Source organism: Ferrimonas sediminum, from assembly GCF_900100175.1.
Classification (GTDB): domain Bacteria; phylum Pseudomonadota; class Gammaproteobacteria; order Enterobacterales; family Shewanellaceae; genus Ferrimonas; species Ferrimonas sediminum.
In genome coordinates this window covers 28,927-44,407 of sequence record NZ_FNEM01000005.1, presented here as the reverse complement: position 1 = coordinate 44,407, position 15,481 = coordinate 28,927, and the positions used below count along the sequence as shown (strand labels likewise).

The window sequence follows — 15,481 nt, the reverse complement described above, 5'->3', positions numbered from 1 at the left end:
ATGACCTGTTGGAGTCTCCTGACAGTGGGGCTACCATTTGGAATGGTGTCGAGGAATAAAAAAATCCGGAGCCAGGCTCCGGATTTTGCGTTAAGAGAATTGAACCTCCCTGTTCAAGCCCGTTCTCTTAGATCTTGCTCTTACACTTTGCGAATGCCCACAGGGACACCATGACGGCAGGTGGAGCCGAAGGTGCGATCCCGGTAGAGGCTGGCGCCCTTACGGGTGGGGTCGACCACGTTGAAGGGGTTGGGGTTGATGCCGCCGCCACGCTCCGGCTGACCGGCGATCTCGGTGCCATCGATGCTGATGGTCTGGGCGCCGAACTGGCTGTGGCCGAAGCCGATGCCGACGGAGATGGTGCCTCTGGCCACGGTGTCGTCCGCCTGGACCATACCCTCCAGGGTGGTGCCCTTGGGTGACAACAGCTGTGCCCGATCACCGGATTTCAGTCCGTACTTGCCTGCATCCTCGGCGTTCATCTGGATGAAGTTGGCCTCACCCAGGGCGGTCAGCCTGGGCAGCTGGGCCGAGTAGGCGTTGCGCAGCTGCGGCTTGAAGGTGGAGAAGCTGAAGGGGTACTGCTCCTCGCTCCAGTGATTCCGCACCGCAGAACCGTCCCAGAAGCGGTCCACATCGAAAGTGGGCTGGCCATCCAGGTATTCGCCGGAGTAGGAGTCCTTCACCTGGGCCAGCGCCTCGTTGTAGATCTGGAACTGCACATCCATGCGGATGGCCGGGTTGAGGAACTCGCCATCGTAACGCTCCGTCAGTTGCTCATAACGGCCGCCTCGGGTCAGCATATACAGGGTGGGGCCCATCTCCTCGGGCTTGAGTCGCTTGGCGAACTCGCCCTGGATGCGGTCGACGCTGGTGAACTGGATATCCTCCTGGGTGGGGGAGGGCAGCACCTCACCGGAGTGGGCGGCGTTGGCAAACAGGGGTACATAGAGATCCTGGGGTACGTGCAGGCCATAGCGGCGCCCCTTGGCGTCTGAGAAGGCATCGTTGCCGAAGCCGGGCAGTTCCAGGTTCTTGCTGACGTCGATGATGAACTGTTCCATGCACACCGGATTGCCCTTGGCGTCCTTAACGGTCTTGGGTTCAATCACAGGCACGGTGGCCACATCACCGACGTACTCACTGCCCCACATGCGGGAGTACATCCACTGCTCATACTGCAGCAGATCCGGCACCAGATAGTCGGCGTAGACGTTGGTTTCGTTGATGTAGGGGTCGATGCCAATGATCAGTCCCAACTGCTTGGGATCGGTGATGGAGTCCACCACCTGATCCTCCAGGCCGGAGCAGTTGTAGATGGGGTTGGTGGACCAGATGAACCACGCCTTGAACTGGAAGGGGTTGGCATTGGCGTGGGCCACCAGCATCTCGCCGCTGTTGTCCTGAACGAAGGTGTTGTTCCAGGGTTGGTTGGCCGGGTAGGGGTTTTCGCCCCGGGCCAGCTTGGCCTTGTACTCTTCACTCTGCTCATAGTCACCAGAGCGCTCGGCGTTGAAGCCTTCGGGCTCCACATGGTGGAAGTCGTTGAGCTTGTACAGCGGGCCGTCGAAGATCTCGTACATCATGCCGAAGCCGACGCCGGTCATGTGGTTCAGGCCGCCCTTGGCGTTGTGGGCACCCACCATGGTGGCCAGCATCGCCTGGGCGAAGGTGCACTGCCCGCCGTCGGTGGCGTTACACCCGGTGTTGGTCTCGATGGCCACCTGGCGGCCGTGGGAGGTGAACTCCTTGGCCAGTTCCTGGATCTTGGCCACGGGCACACCACTGTGCTTGGCGTACTCCTCGAGGCTGTGCTCATTGACCCGCTTCTTCAGCAGGGCAAAGGCGGTTTCCACGTTGACCTTGCTGCCGTCGGCCAGCTTGACCTCGCCCTGGTAGTAGAGACTGGCCTGCTGGTCGCTGTCGCTGGTCACCAGCTGGCCATCGCCTTCCCGGCGCACCATCTTCACCTCGTCGCTGCCCAGGCCCATCGCCTCGGCGGTGAGGAAGCGGTTGTGCAGCGGGTGGCCCGGTTGCTTCACCACCAGATAGGTGGCGTTGGTGTAGTTCACCTCACCCTGCTTGTCCGCTGCCGCCTGGCTGGGTGCCGCCAGGTAGTGCTTGCGGTAGCGCTTGTGGTTGATGATGTACTGCAGCATGCCGAACAGCAGGGCGGTGTCGCCACCGGAGCGGATTGGCACCCATTCACTGTTGTCCGCGTCGGTCTCAGAGGTCAAAGAGCGCAGCAAGGGATCGACCACCACGTACTTGAAGTCGCCACGTTCGGCGCGGGCCTTGGCCAGTCGGCGGGAGCCGGAGTTGAGGCTGTTGCCGGACAGGCCGGGGTTGGTGCCGATAAAGAGGGCGAACTTGCAGTGTTCGAAATCCGTAGTGGGTAGGGCAATTTCATCCACGGCGTCGAAACAGCCCAGGGCCCAGCCTGCCACCTGCTGGTGGCCGCAGTAGGAGTCCTTGTTGCCCACGTTGGGGGTGCCCCAGGCGCTGTGGGAGAAGCGGTGCATGAAGTCCCAGCGGTTCGCCTGCTCGGTGGAGGTGGAGACCAGCAGTTGGTTCTTCACCGGGCCAAAGTCCGGGTAGAGGGGGTTGGCGAAGTTGGGGTTGGCGTGGATCGCCTTGAGGCCGTCCACATGGCCTTCGCCAAACAGGTTGCCCCCTTCGGTGACCTCTTTGATCATCTGCTCATAGGAGATGGTCTTCCACTTGTTCTCACCACGCTTGCCCACCCGCTTCAGGCACTGGGTGATTCTGTGCTTGTTGCTGAAGGCGTCCAGCACGGCGTTGCCCCGGCCACAGAGGGTGGCGGCGTTGTCCTGGTTGTACTGGCTGGCGGCAGCCAGGCGGAACATCGCCTCCTTGGGCGGCACGGACATGCTGAAGGGCTCGGTGTTGCTGGTGAGCATGTAGGGGTTGCCCCAGGCGCGCACCACCTGATCGGTGGCTTCGTCGATGCTGACCCGGGCGCCACAGACGTTGAAGCAGCCATAGCACTTGGAGAAGGCGAAGCGCTGGCCGGGGGCGGGTTTGATGGTCTTGCCGTCCACCTGGAACTCAGGTTTCAGGGAGGTGGGGGCAAATTTCTCCAGCGCCTTGTCGCCGGTGGGAGTCTTAGCCTGGGCTGCTTTGGCGGCGCCGGAGGCGGAGAGGGCCGCGACTGAGCCGGCCTTGAGGAATTGTCTACGATCCATAATGGGTTACCTCTGCCACTCTTGGGGGAATTTCAGGCTGAATTGGGCGTTGCTCTCAGCTTCGGTCAGACCGATGTAGAACACATTGGGGTGGGTGTTGTTGGCCGCCTGGAGTACCAGAGGCTTCTCCTGCTCCAGCACCCTGGCGATCTCGCTGCTCTTGTCGTTGATGTCACCGAAGATGCGGGCGCCACCGGTACAGGTGGTGACACAGGCGGGCAGCAGGCCGCGGGAGGTGCGCTGCACACAGAAGTTGCACTTATCCACCGTGCCTGTGTTGGAGTTGACGAAGCGAACCCCCTCGTAAGGACAGGCCTCGATACACATCTCGCAACCGATGCATTCGGTGGAGTCCACCACCACGATGCCATCCTGTTCCCGCTTGAAGGTGGCGCCGGTGGGGCAGATCTCGACGCAGCTGGGCTTGTCGCAGTTGTTGCACAGCAGCGGCAGGTTGAAGGCGTAGGGCTTGCCCTGAACCTCTGAGCTGGCCTGGTAAACCGCGGTTCGGTTCTCTTTGGGCAGGCTGCCGTTTTCGTTACCGCAGGAGACCACACAGGCCTTGCAGCCGTTGCAGCGGCGCAGGTCGACGACCATGGCCAGATGCTTGCCACCCTTGGCGCGGATGGCGGCCACCGCGTCGGCGGCGGAGATAAAGGAGAGGGAACCGACGCTCAGGGCGCCCCCCGCCATCAGTTTCAGTATCGATCTTCTATCTAACATGGTTCGCTCCTGATGGTATTTCTTAAGGAGAAATACTCGCATGTGAGATCAGTTGCGCCGATTTAATATAGAGGCACAAATAGTTTGGTTGCTTAGAAATATCTCTAAGGGACGTAGAATGAATGGGTTTAATTCATTCGTTGGATTCAGTATATGCCTGGCCAAATTAAATATGGTGTGAGCCTCATCACGCCAAGATTTTGAATTTTTATAATTGTGAATTTCAGGCTGAATTTACCCGGGCGGGAAATGCATTTTTTAAATATCGCTAAAGGTTTTTCTTTTGATTAAATTGTTGATGCTAAAGATCTTTTGCTCTGCCTCATTGTGCCGGGATAGAGATTGCAGAGATATGGGAAAAGCAATTTTTCATTTGTGGGAAAACTATTTAAGACCCATTCCTACTTTGGTGTGTTTATATCTACGGTTAATAAGTCTAAGAAGTAGTGTGATGGTTGGATATTTTTTTTCTTCACCCCCGCCTTTGTGCATTCACTCCCGTTTTTTCTTTTTGTCCATGAGCAGACTGACTCAATGAATTGAATCTGAGATAGAAAGATGAAAAGAGTGATGCTGTTTCTTTGCCAGGGACTCGAGGAGCTGGAGGCCGCGGCCTTCACCGATGTCTTTGGCTGGACCACCACCTACTGGCTGGAACCGGTTGAACTGGTGACCGTGGGGCTGAGACCTAAGGTACGCTGTGCCTGGAACTTCACCATAGAACCTTAGTATCTGCTGGTGGCCGGGGTCTCCCAGCAGCGGCATGGGGCCGCCGCCGTGGGAGAGATAGAAGCTGTCGTACTGCCGGGTCATGAATTTCTCCATGGTTACAGTGATTGTGGACCCAGGGGCACGATGCCGTTGGGATTCAGGGCTTTGACCGAGTAGTAACCCGCCTTGATGTGGTCAAGATTGATGGTGTCGGCCACCCCCTCCAGTGCCAGGATTCGCAGCATGTAGTCTCGCAGCCTGGGCATGGCACTCAGGGTGTTGCGGTTGCACTTGAACAGGCCGAAATAGGCGGCATCGAAGCGCACCAGGGTCACGAACAGGCGCAGGTCCGACTCGGTCAGTCTGTCGCCAAACAGATAGGGGCGGCTATCCTCCAGTCGTGTCTCCAGCTGGTCGAGCATGGCAAACACCTTGTGGTAAGCCTCCTCATAAGCCTGTTGGCTAGAGGCAAACCCGGCCTGGTAGACGCCGTTGTTGAGCTCGGTGTAGAGCTGGCTGCTCAGGGTGTCTATCTCGTCGGCCAAGGCCCGGGGATAGAGGTCGAGAGTGTTGCCGGTCAGGTGGTCGAAGGCACGGCCCAGCATACGGATGATGTCTGCCGACTCATTGTTCACCAGGGTGTCGCTGTGTTTGTCCCACAATACCGGCACCGTAGCCCGGCCGGTGTATTGGCTATCGGCACGGGTGTAGAGCTGGTGCAGATAGCGGGCGCCATGGAGACTGTCCTCGGTGGCACCGGGGTAGCCGCCAAACTGCCAGCCCTGTTCGCTCAGCCTTGGGTTGACCACGCTGACACTGATCAGCTTATCCAGGCCCTTAAGCTTCAGGGTCATCAGTACCCGTGAGGCCCACGGACAGATGTAGGCCACATACAGGTGATAGCGGCCGGCTTCGGCCTTGAAGCCTCCATTGCCTGTAGGCCCGGGGGCGCCGTCCGGGGTTATCCAGTGGCGAAAGGAGGAGCTTTGGCGGATAAAGCGCCCCTCACCGTCCTTGCTCTGTACCGGTTGCCAATCTTCTGTCCAACGTCCGTCAATCAACATGGTGCTCTCCTTAAAGAGTTGAGACGGGCCGGGCCCGCCACCGTCATTGGTTTCAGCGATTGAGTTTCTGGGCAATCAGGTTGTCCAGGGCGAAGCGGCCGCCTCCCTGAATGGCCAGGGCCGTCGCGATCACTGCCAGGGTCAGGGCATATTCGTAGCCGTTATTGCTCATAAACAGGCCATTACCGATATGAACGCTGAACATGGCGACCAGCATGGTGATGGCGGTGACCAGTGCCGCCGGGCGGGTCAGCAGTCCCAGTAGCAGGGCAAGGCCACCAAAGAATTCGGCGCTGCCTGCCATCAGGGCCATCAGGTAACCGGGGCTCAGGCCGATGCTGGCCATCCACTGTCCGGTTCCTTCGAGGCCGTAACCACCAAACCAGCCGAAGAGTTTCTGGGCACCGTGGGCGGCCAAAATGATGCCAGTGGGGACGCGCAGAACCAGGGCGGCGGCACCGGCGTTAGAGTTAAAAAGGGTTTTCACAAAGTGATTGTTCATAATCTGTTCCTCGGGCTTGGGGATGTGCGCCGGGCGAACCAGACGCCTCAGCAGTTGGGAGTAGATTAACTTTCTACTTGGCGGGGATATACGGGGCTGTTGTTGTATTATTATCAACACTGCGTAGATAATTAAGCTAAAGAAATGGTCATGGGAGTGAGAGAATGGATAGGCTGGAGGCGATGCGCACCTTTGTTGCTGTGGTAGAGGAGGGCAGTTTTACCCGGGCGGCGGAGCGCTTAGGCCATTCACCGCAACTGGCCAGTAAGTATGTCTCCCAGCTTGAGCAGAGCCTGGGCACTCGCCTGCTTAACCGCACAACCCGAAGAGTCAACCTCACCGAAGCGGGGGGTGGCTATTATCAGCGGGCCCAGCAGGTGTTGGTGGAGATTGAGGAGATGGAGAGCCAACTCGGTGAGCTGCAGCACCGTCCTCGGGGGTTATTGCGCATCAGTGCTCCGGTTTCCTTCGCCAGTCGCCATCTACCCAGGCTACTGAGTGACTTTCGCAAAGCCTACCCCCAGGTTCAGATAGACCTGCACCTTAACGATCGCAGGGTGGATATTGTCGAGGAGGGGTTTGACGTTGCCCTTCGTATTGGTCAATTGAAGGACTCTTCGATGATTGCCAGGAAGATAGCTCCCATTAACCTGGTGTTGGTGGCTTCGCCGGATTATCTGGCAGAGCATGGCACTCCACGTACTCCCGGTGAATTGGCTCAGCACCAGTTTTTGAAGTACAGCTACAGCGATGACAACATTCCGCTGGATAAGCGTGACGGTGCTCGAATGAAGGAAAGTGGCATCAGTTGCAATAATGGTGACGTGTTGGTGGAAGCGGCAGTTCAGGGCGCGGGAATCGCCTTACAGCCCACCTTTATCGCCGCTCCCGCTATCGCCAATGGCAGCCTGGTGACGCTGATGCACGATCATATTCCGCCCCCCATGGGGCTCTATGCCATTTACGCTCATCGGCAACTGCTGGCCAGCAAGGTGCGTTGCTTCATCGACTTTATCGATGGCTATTTTGGGTCGCCCCCGGCCTGGGATCAGGGACTGGCGCTGAAGTCGACCGCGCCATCCTAAAATTACCGGACGTGGGTTGGCGAGATGGATGCCGTACCGTTCGTGTCCGGCGGTGCCGCTGAACTCGGTATTCAATGGATTGAACCTCCACTTCACCTGGCCGGTGGGCCTGGGTTGCCGGTGTGGGAGCCAAACCGACTGGCATCCCGGTCCGGGGAGGCATACAGTAGAACGGTATTGGTTGATTGATTAAGAGGGAACTTATGTCACAGCGTATCTACTGTCTTGCCCAGTTTCGCCCCAAGCCCGGCAAAGAGGAGGCGTTGTTCCGAGTGCTGCAATCCTTGGAGCCCAACACCCTGAGGGAGCCGGGTTGCCTGCAGTACATCGTTACTCGCCATATCGACAGCCCGTTTGCTCAGGGCCACAGCTATCCCATCGTGTTTAATGAGATATGGGCCGATCACGATGCCTTTGCCGCCCACTGTCAGCGCAGCGAGATTCAGGCGTTCTTTGAAGCCCACTGCGTGGCCGAAGAGGGGTTGGTGGCCGAGTCCAATGTCTGTGTCTACAGTGACCAGCCGGCGGATTACGACGCACCGCAGTTCGGGTAAGGGCATTCGAGAGCCCAAATTCGGCCTCCGACTGATGATTTTGGAATCAGTCGGCGGACTCCCGGGCCTGCGCCATCGCCAATTTGTTGTTCCCGCCCCTAGGCTACGGTACTCTAACCCGCTTAGTGTCTGACTTTGGCCCTGCGCCAGAGTGTCCCCGGTTTTGAAAGGTATCTCCTATGGCTCAAGAGGCGTTTCGACTGCGTCGTATCATCATTATCGACAGTTTCTGGAAAGGGAAGGTCAATGAGATCGATTTTGATGGTCACACACAGTTAGAGGGCACCAACGGCGCCGGTAAAACCTCCTTGATGCGATTGCTGCCGCTGTTTTATGGCATGCGCCCCGGTGACATCGTCTCCAAAGTCGACCAGGCCAAGAACTTTGCCAACTATTACCTGCCCAGAGAGTCCAGCTTGCTGGTGTACGAGTATCAACGCCCTGGGCTGGCGGAGCCGCAGTTGTGCTGCATGGTGGCCTCATCGGATGGTCGCAGTGTGCACTACAAACTGATCGATGCGCCTTACTGCCAGCAGCATTTTATCGGTTCGGATCACAAGCCGTTTAAGGTGGGTGAGATTGAGCGCAACTACAAGCGCGCCCATGGCACCTATTGCTCCAACTACCTGGGGGTAGACAAATACCGGCAGGTGATTCAAAACCTGCGCGGCGGCCGTGCTTCCAGCGAGATTCGTCAGCTGCAGAGCCGGTTCAGTTTCGGCAACGTCGCCATGCCCCACATCGACAAGGTGGTTAACGGCACCATCGAGAAGAACCTCGATTTCGAGGCGGTCAAGAAGATGCTGGTGGCCATTGCCGCCGACTACCTGGCCCGCAGCCGTTCCGGTGACAATCGCGAGCAGATGCAGCTGAATAAGGACGAGATTGGTCGCTGGCTCAGCGACATTCAGGCCAGCCGCGAAGTGCATGCGGTGGCTGATAAGATTCAGCGCTGGCAGGGGCAGTTCAGCGAGCTGGAGGAGTTTTTGGGCCAGCTGCGTCATCTGCTGGCGCTGTGCGATGAGCAGCAAATCGAGCTGCAGGATAAGCTTAAGGCGTTGGGGCAGGAGAAAGCCAGCCAGCGTGAGTCGTTGCGGGAGTTGGAACGGGAGTTTGACGCCGCCGAAACCGGCTTTAAGCAAACCATTGCCACTGAAAGCGACCGCCTGCACGCCAAACAGATCACCATTGAGCGCCTGGATGATGACAAGCAGCGTTACGACGATGACGATGCCGCTTCCTACCAGTTGCGTGCCGATGAAAAGGTGACCTTCAGCCAGCGCCTGAAAGAGGTCAACGGCATCATCGAGAGCTTTGAAGGTGACACCGCCAAGGTGGCTCGCAAGTTCGAAGAGCTGCTGGGTAAGCTGGATCTGGAACTGGCCCGGGGCGAGGGCGAGAAGCAGCAGCAGATGGCCGACATCCGTGAACAGAACAACCACAAGCTGGCGGAGGTAGAGCAGCAGTACCAGGCCAACCGCCGTCAGATGGAGCAGCGGCTGGCGTCTCAGGGCCTGGGGCTCAAAGACGAGCAGTTGCAGCTGCAACACGCTCAACGCGTCAATGCAGAAAACCGCGCTAATCCCCGCCTGCCGGCCAACGTGGCCGAGCAGTTACAACTCACCGCTCAGTCTCTGGGTGAGGCGCAGAGCCGTCACAATGAGATGCTGAGGCTGATGGCCGATGAACGGCATAACGGCGCCCAGCTGGAGCGCCAGCGGGATCAGCAGCTCGGTCGACTGAGCACCGAACAGCGTCGCCTGGATGAACTCAAGGCCCAGCACCAGGCGCTGGAGCAACAGTTGCATCCCCAAGAGGGCTCTCTGCAGGCGTTTTTAGAAAGCCGCAGCGAGGCCAGTGACTGGAAGCAGACCATCGGTACCCTGTTGTCCCCGGAGCTGTTGGCCCGCACCGATCTGGCCCCGGGCTGGAGTGGCGAAGGTCTTCAGAGCCTGTATGGTGTGCGCCTGGACCTGAGCCCGCTGCAGCACAACAACCCGCTGGCCCGGACCGAGGCGGAGCAACAGCAGCAGTTGGAAGCCCTGGATCAGCAGTGCCGTCAGCAGAATGAACAGATTGAGCAGCTTAATGAGCTGCTGAAGCAGCTTGGGCGCCAACTGGAGCAGCACCAGAGCCAACTGGGCCAGTTACAGCAGCAGGAGCGACGTGCCAGTGCCGAGATCGACCAGCTCAGGCAGCAGCAGGAGCGCCAGCAGCTTCAGGCCGACGAGAGCATTAAGCAGCAGCGGCTGCAGCTGGAGGAAGAACACACGCAGCTGCAGAAGCAGCAGGAGCAACTGAGCCACAAACTGGAACAGCTGGAAGAGCAGGGCGAAGAGGAGCTGCACGAGCTGCACAACGCCGCCCTGGAGCGTCGCCTGATTCTGGAAACCGATCGCGACAGCCAGCTGGAGACCCTGGCTCAGCAACTTGAGGCACTGCGTGACAGCGTCAAGGAGCGGCGTCGGGATTACAAGAAACAGCAGAAGCAGGCGCTGGACAAGATCGATCCCGATGGTGAGATCGACAAGCGGATGCAGGAACGCAAGCAGCTGCAACAGGCGCTGGATAACTGCGCCAGCTTTGAGCAGAAAGCCCGCGAGTACCAGCACTTCCTGTCCAGCCAGTACAACCAGCGGGAGCCGCTGGCCACCGAGGTGCTGCAACTGCAGCAGCAGCTGTCCCAGGCTCGCAGCGAACTGGAGCAGGCCCGCAGCCGGTTTGGCCAGCAGCAGGCCGAGCACAAGGCGGTGCTAAAGCGCAACAAAGAGCAGCAGGAACGGTGTGATGACCTGCTGGCTCGGCTGGTTCGGGTGCAGGCGGTGTGCGAACCCCTGGGGCTGGAACCGGGCCGCAATCCGCAACTGCAGAATTACCAGGCGGACATGCTGCCTGGCTTTATCGAGCAGAACCATCAGGGTTTCAGCCACCTGGAGAAGAAGCTGACCAAAGAGATCAGCCATTTCTCCAATGTGCTGCGTACCAAACACGGCAAGAGCAGTCTGTTTGACACCTGGACCCAGCTGGTGGCCGACAACGACCGTTTCGATGGCTGTGAAACCGTGCTCAAGTACCGGATGCCCATTGGTGATCTGCTGCAGAGTGCCGCTCAGTTGGCCAAGTCCACCGGCCAGCTGGTGATCGTCAATGCCACCATGATCAACGAATTCTACCAGCACCTGGAGAACTTCGATCGCCGGATCAAATCCGTGGGCCGCAACCTGTCGGAGCGGGTGACCGCCCTGGCCAAGTTCGAAGCGTTGGCGGACATCAGTGTCGGCACCGTCACCAAACTGGAACAGCTGGAATACTGGCAGCCGCTGCGCAGCTTCTCCGATTGCTTCGAGCAGTCGCGGGATCAACTGCGCGACGGCGTGGCCGAGATTCCGGAGGAGCTGATTCGGGCCATGCGCGAATTGGCCCGGGTGCTGCCGGCCGAGGGCCTGGAGCTGGAGCACAACGATCTGTTTGACCTGGAGTTTGTGATCACCGAAAAGGGTCAGGTGAAGCGGGCCCGCAATGCCCGCCAGCTGAAGAAGGTCAGCTCCACCGGCCTCTCCTATCTGGCGATGCTGTCGCTGTTTGCCGGCCTGCTGGGAATGCTGCGCGGCGACGGCGAACGCCCCAGCACCATCATTTTGCCGGTGGACGAACTGGGCGAACTGGCGGCGGAAAACATCGAACTGCTGCTGGGGATGTTCAACGACAACCACATTCAGATGCTGTCGGCGTCCCCCTCCACCGATCGTCAGGTACTGGCGCTGTACAAGACCCACTACAAACTCAAAGACAGCAAAATCTACAGCGCCCATGTGCCGCTGTCGAAACTGGAACAACTGCTGGCCAGCCGTGCCCGCCGCGAACAGCCTGAAACCGAGGAAGTCGGACAATGATCTTCAAACTTACCGTAGAAACCCTGCTGTCCGGCGCTGTGATTTGTCAGACTGCCTATCCGGATCACTTCGAGTATCTACAGGCACCGGCCAACGCCGAGCGGGTGCATGAATTTCTCAGCCAGTTGGACCGCAGCCTGACCCACTTTGAGGCCGCCGGGGCCTACTACTGCACCTTTGACAGTATCGATGACAGCAACCGCCGCGCCATCAGTCAGCTGTTCAGCTCGGTGCGCAGCCATTTCCGGCCGCTGGTGGAGTGGCTGGATATGCTGCTGCGGGCCACCGGTCACGACGCGCCGCTGCACGCCAAAGACAGCATCAAGTTCACGTCGCTGCTGGAGGCGTTCGAACACGATCAGACCCTGTCGGAGCAGCTGCGCCGGTTGACGACCATGGCGCCATTTAAGACCAACCGGGTGGAGATTCGTGACCAACTGGGAACGGTGCTGGCCAAGCTGGAGGAGATGGGGTATCTGGTGCGCCATGCCCCGGGCAGCAACACCTGGTACGCCACCGCCCGCTTTGATCTGATCTATCTGCTGATCGAGTTCCTCAACGACAGTGAGAAGCTGGAGCTGCCGGAAGTGCAGGAGCCGGACCCACAAGAGGAGCTGTTGCTGTAATGAGCCTCTATGACAGCAATCAGGTCGCCGCGCTGCTGCGACAGATGGGACAGGCCGATGAGCTGTTGTCCCAGGCCTACGTCTTTGGCGCCGTCAGCGCCGATGAGGACAACGAAGGCCAGCTGCGCAACCTGCAGAAAGCCAAGCTGCTGCGTCCCGATGATGAGCCGGGCAACTATCGCCTGACCGCCGATCTGAAGCGGCTGCTCAACAAGCTGATGCGCCAGCAGAGCGGTTATCGCCAGCTGACCGACATGGGCAAGGTTATCGACGCCATGGACGATGTGATCATCGACTATCGCGACTCCCTCATCGGTGGCCAGATGGACGACGCCGATCATTACCTCGACCAGCTTGACGACCTGCTGTTTGACGCCAGAGACAGCCTCAACACCAGCCTGGACAACATGCATTACGCCATCTCCAGCCAGTTTGGCTTTGTGGCGACCCTGGCCGCCAAGGTGCGGGAAAACCAGAAGGCGCTGGATTACGCCCAGAAGCTGCTCAACGAACTGCAACAGATTGACCCTGAGACCTGCTATCAGTGGATCTTTGACGGTGCACCCACCGAGTTTGCCCGTAAAATCACCGGCTTCGTGCACTGGTTTCGTATGGTGCTGGGCCGGTTGGCGCACATCATCGAAAAGATGCGTCAGAGCCTGTTCCGCCTGCGGCGCCAGGTGAAGCAGGCCAACCAGCTGCGGGGCATGGCTCGCTTCCTGCGTAAGCATCCTGAGTATGAGCTGCGCGATGACCTGGCCTTTGCCACCGATCTGCCCCGGGAGCTGAAACTGGCGCCGGCGATGGAGATGGGCGGGCTGGTGGATGTGCGCAGCAGCGCCGTCGAGCAGGAGTTGATCGAGATTGTCCAGCATCTGCGACGCCAGCAGCCGACCACTCCGGTGGTGGCCGACAGGGATGGCGTCAGCGTGGAAAGCGACAACCTGGAGACCCTGGCCTACCTCAGTGACTGGGTACTGGATGAGGTGGAGCATTTCTTTGAGCTGGCGGTGATGCGGGACGGGGCCCTTTCCGCTCTGGAGCACTGGCAGGGGCAGCAACCGGCCTGGCTCAGCAACGAGTGGCAACTGGATCCCCAGCTTTGGATTGAGCTGGTGTTTGGCTACTACTGCAACCTGTCTCCTCAGCAGCAGCAGCTGTTTGCCATGGAGATGGAGGAGCAGCTGGTGGCGGGCACCAACAACAACTTTACCTACAGCGACGTTGTGATCAGAGTGTCGGCCTAGGGGGGCTGGGGCACAGTTAGAGTGGAAACAAGGGGTTGATATGCTAAGTGTGCCGCTGGCGAGAACGGTGCAAGGTTGGCTTGGTAAAGGGCAGGGTGAAGTGCCCTACGGGGTGCATGCCCGCGAGCTTCGATACCTCTATCCTGAATTTGGTCGGCAGCAGAGGCGAAAGCTGGTTTTTACTTTGGATGATTGCTTTTATCTCTCGCAAGAGCTGAAGCGGGATGGGCTACCCCACCCTAAAAGCGACGATTTCATTCCGGCGATACGCAGTCGGGAAGAGTGGGCCGCCCGGCGCAATGATGAAAAGTCCCGTGCTGAAGCCGTTAGTCGACACCTGGTTAAATTCAACACCCTGGGGTCACTAAAGATCAATGGCAATAGTTACCCTTTACCGGAAATTTCCTGTGCTGGCATCGATCTGGATTGGAGAGAGATCGATACCTTGGAGCACAGCCACCTGGTGATGGTTGAAAACCTGGCGGTGATGACGGCGTTGTCGAGGTTGATGATGCCGCAATGCCTGCGCGATGCCCTGTTCCTCTACCGTGGAGACATCAAACGGCACACTCATACGGGTACGGCGTATGAGTGCTTTAATGCGCTAAGTGACCAATGTGAGCGGGTGGTGTTTGCCGATTTTGATCCTGCAGGTTTGGCCATCGCTCACCAGAGTGGGGCCGTGCAAGCAATGCTGCCATGCTCGACGCTGTGGCAGGAGATCCTGGTTCCAGGTTGGCAGGAGTTGGAGGGACCTGAGCTGCGTTGGTTTGATCAGCAAAAGCAGGTGGAGTGGCTGTCTAAGTCGCCTGACGCCCGGTGGGCTCAGCCTGCATTGAACTCGATGGCGAAGCAGCGGCAGACCCGTACCCAGGAGCACCTGCTGGCCCATGACGTCGCGCTGGCCCTGCGGGCAATTAAATAGCAACCGGGCAGTAAAAAAACGCGGCTTGCCATTCGGCAAGCCGCGTTTTCGTTGTTGGTCGCCAGGAGCGGGTTAGCGGTTTCTCAGCGTAGCCGCCGGCGCCGGTGTCACCTGGTAGAAGTAGCGGCGGAGCAGTTCGGGCAGCCGCTCCAGAATATGGGATTTCAGTGCCAACTTGCTCTGTTTCAGGTGCTCCGCCAGGGCGCGCTCGTCGAAGGCGGCCAGGGCGGGCAAGGCCACGGGGGCAAAGCTCAGGTGCCAGGGCTCGGGCTGCACACCGCCCAGGTTCTTGGTGTAGGGGCGGAAGAAACCAAATTCGGTCATGTGCTCATCCAGCCAGCGGTTGAGTTTGCCGTTGGGACCGCGACCACGGTACTCCAGCGGTTCCAGCTTGAGATTGTCACGACGAATGGCGTTGGCGTCGTAGAAATTGAAGTCGCTGCCCCAGTGGCGTCGTGACGTGCCTGGCAGAGAAGACCAGGTCAGAATGGCCCGTAGCAGCTCATTGTCATTGAGGTTTGCCGGGTTCAGTGGCCGTCCCTCTTCGTCGACCAGAGGCTGTTTTCCCATCACCTTGCCATTGAAGGCGCGCAGTTGAGAATCGAAGCTGCACCACCCCGATGCACACTGCAGATCCAGCCCGACCTTGCTGGCGGCTTCCTGCATCTGGCGGAACGCCACGGCGGTGCGGCATTCCAGCAGTTGGTCTTCCACCTCCATCAGGTGGTTTTGTTCTAGGCCCATGAGTTGGGATTGGGTCAGCACAATAGCTTCTCCATGGTTGTTTCGTTGTAGTCTGCCAGAATCTGAGGGTTACCGATACTCACACGTGCGTTGCTCTGAGGTAGGGTGGCGATATTGTGGACAAGATCAATCACTTATTTACTATGTGGCGGCTATGGTTTGTTGCCATGACGGGGGCTGCCAGGGCCGAAATCATGCGGT

Annotated in this window: 12 protein-coding genes; 7 read left to right on the top strand and 5 right to left on the bottom strand. The window is 58.9% G+C overall.

All coding sequences use genetic code 11. The features are described 5' to 3' along the window. Positions 1–140: 140 nt before the first annotated feature. Both BLT77_RS07970 and BLT77_RS07965 read right to left on the bottom strand, forming a co-directional pair. Positions 141–3,206 carry a molybdopterin-dependent oxidoreductase gene (locus BLT77_RS07970; protein WP_090364516.1) on the bottom strand — a complete coding sequence of 1,022 codons (3,066 nt, stop codon included), beginning with the start codon at positions 3,204–3,206 and terminating at the stop codon, positions 141–143. Positions 3,207–3,212: 6 nt separating this feature from the next. Beyond that, complete coding sequence (locus BLT77_RS07965; RefSeq protein ID WP_090364514.1) at positions 3,213–3,929, bottom strand: 4Fe-4S dicluster domain-containing protein; 717 nt, start codon at positions 3,927–3,929, stop codon at positions 3,213–3,215. Between the two features lie 558 nt (positions 3,930–4,487). Between BLT77_RS07965 and BLT77_RS07960 the strand changes: the two genes are divergently transcribed. Continuing rightward, a complete protein-coding gene (locus tag BLT77_RS07960; protein WP_218126917.1) occupies positions 4,488–4,658 on the top strand; it encodes a type 1 glutamine amidotransferase family protein in 171 nt (56 codons plus the stop codon). Positions 4,659–4,756: 98 nt separating this feature from the next. On the opposite strand, the gene BLT77_RS07955 is transcribed toward BLT77_RS07960, so the two are convergent. Then, the gene (locus tag BLT77_RS07955) at positions 4,757–5,704 is read right to left on the bottom strand and encodes a glutathione S-transferase family protein (RefSeq protein WP_090364512.1); all 948 of its coding nucleotides are present in this window, start codon (positions 5,702–5,704) and stop codon (positions 4,757–4,759) included. A 52-nt stretch (positions 5,705–5,756) separates the two neighbouring features. Then, the gene (locus tag BLT77_RS07950) at positions 5,757–6,206 is read right to left on the bottom strand and encodes a DoxX family protein (protein ID WP_090364510.1); all 450 of its coding nucleotides are present in this window, start codon (positions 6,204–6,206) and stop codon (positions 5,757–5,759) included. A gap of 164 nt (positions 6,207–6,370) precedes the next feature. Here BLT77_RS07950 and BLT77_RS07945 point away from each other — a divergent pair, with 164 nt between their 5' ends. The 6 genes from BLT77_RS07945 (at position 6,371) to BLT77_RS07920 (ending at position 14,536) form a co-directional block, all read left to right on the top strand. Further along, positions 6,371–7,291, top strand: a complete 921-nt coding sequence (locus BLT77_RS07945; RefSeq protein WP_090364508.1) for a LysR family transcriptional regulator — start codon at positions 6,371–6,373, stop codon at positions 7,289–7,291. A gap of 203 nt (positions 7,292–7,494) precedes the next feature. Next, the gene (locus BLT77_RS07940) at positions 7,495–7,845 is read left to right on the top strand and encodes a putative quinol monooxygenase (protein WP_090364506.1); all 351 of its coding nucleotides are present in this window, start codon (positions 7,495–7,497) and stop codon (positions 7,843–7,845) included. Positions 7,846–8,024: 179 nt separating this feature from the next. Then, positions 8,025–11,738, top strand: a complete 3,714-nt coding sequence (locus tag BLT77_RS07935; RefSeq protein WP_090364504.1) for an ATP-binding protein — start codon at positions 8,025–8,027, stop codon at positions 11,736–11,738. After that, on the top strand, positions 11,735–12,364 hold the full coding sequence (locus BLT77_RS07930; protein WP_245709897.1) for a condensin complex protein MksE: 630 nt from the start codon (positions 11,735–11,737) through the stop codon (positions 12,362–12,364). Before BLT77_RS07935 ends, BLT77_RS07930 begins: the two co-directional genes overlap by 4 nt. Further along, positions 12,364–13,611 carry a hypothetical protein gene (locus tag BLT77_RS07925; protein ID WP_090364502.1) on the top strand — a complete coding sequence of 416 codons (1,248 nt, stop codon included), beginning with the start codon at positions 12,364–12,366 and terminating at the stop codon, positions 13,609–13,611. The genes BLT77_RS07930 and BLT77_RS07925 overlap by 1 nt, the downstream gene beginning before the upstream one ends. A gap of 40 nt (positions 13,612–13,651) precedes the next feature. Next, complete coding sequence (locus tag BLT77_RS07920; RefSeq protein ID WP_090364499.1) at positions 13,652–14,536, top strand: DUF7281 domain-containing protein; 885 nt, start codon at positions 13,652–13,654, stop codon at positions 14,534–14,536. A gap of 72 nt (positions 14,537–14,608) precedes the next feature. On the opposite strand, the gene BLT77_RS07915 is transcribed toward BLT77_RS07920, so the two are convergent. After that, positions 14,609–15,301 (bottom strand): M15 family metallopeptidase, encoded by a 693-nt coding sequence (locus BLT77_RS07915; RefSeq protein WP_090364497.1) that lies wholly within the window; start codon positions 15,299–15,301, stop codon positions 14,609–14,611. Positions 15,302–15,481: the final 180 nt, after the last annotated feature.

Bases quoted from the DNA above. Each gene is read 5' to 3' on its own strand.
- BLT77_RS07955 (WP_090364512.1), bottom strand. From the start codon at position 5,704: ATGTTGATTGACGGACGTTGGACAGAAGATTGGCAACCGGTACAGAGC.
- BLT77_RS07970 (WP_090364516.1), bottom strand. From the start codon at position 3,206: ATGGATCGTAGACAATTCCTCAAGGCCGGCTCAGTCGCGGCCCTCTCC.
- BLT77_RS07930 (WP_245709897.1), top strand. From the start codon at position 11,735: ATGATCTTCAAACTTACCGTAGAAACCCTGCTGTCCGGCGCTGTGATT.
- BLT77_RS07935 (WP_090364504.1), top strand. From the start codon at position 8,025: ATGGCTCAAGAGGCGTTTCGACTGCGTCGTATCATCATTATCGACAGT.
- BLT77_RS07925 (WP_090364502.1), top strand. From the start codon at position 12,364: ATGAGCCTCTATGACAGCAATCAGGTCGCCGCGCTGCTGCGACAGATG.
- BLT77_RS07945 (WP_090364508.1), top strand. From the start codon at position 6,371: ATGGATAGGCTGGAGGCGATGCGCACCTTTGTTGCTGTGGTAGAGGAG.
- BLT77_RS07965 (WP_090364514.1), bottom strand. From the start codon at position 3,929: ATGTTAGATAGAAGATCGATACTGAAACTGATGGCGGGGGGCGCCCTG.
- BLT77_RS07960 (WP_218126917.1), top strand. From the start codon at position 4,488: ATGAAAAGAGTGATGCTGTTTCTTTGCCAGGGACTCGAGGAGCTGGAG.
- BLT77_RS07920 (WP_090364499.1), top strand. From the start codon at position 13,652: ATGCTAAGTGTGCCGCTGGCGAGAACGGTGCAAGGTTGGCTTGGTAAA.
- BLT77_RS07940 (WP_090364506.1), top strand. From the start codon at position 7,495: ATGTCACAGCGTATCTACTGTCTTGCCCAGTTTCGCCCCAAGCCCGGC.
- BLT77_RS07950 (WP_090364510.1), bottom strand. From the start codon at position 6,206: ATGAACAATCACTTTGTGAAAACCCTTTTTAACTCTAACGCCGGTGCC.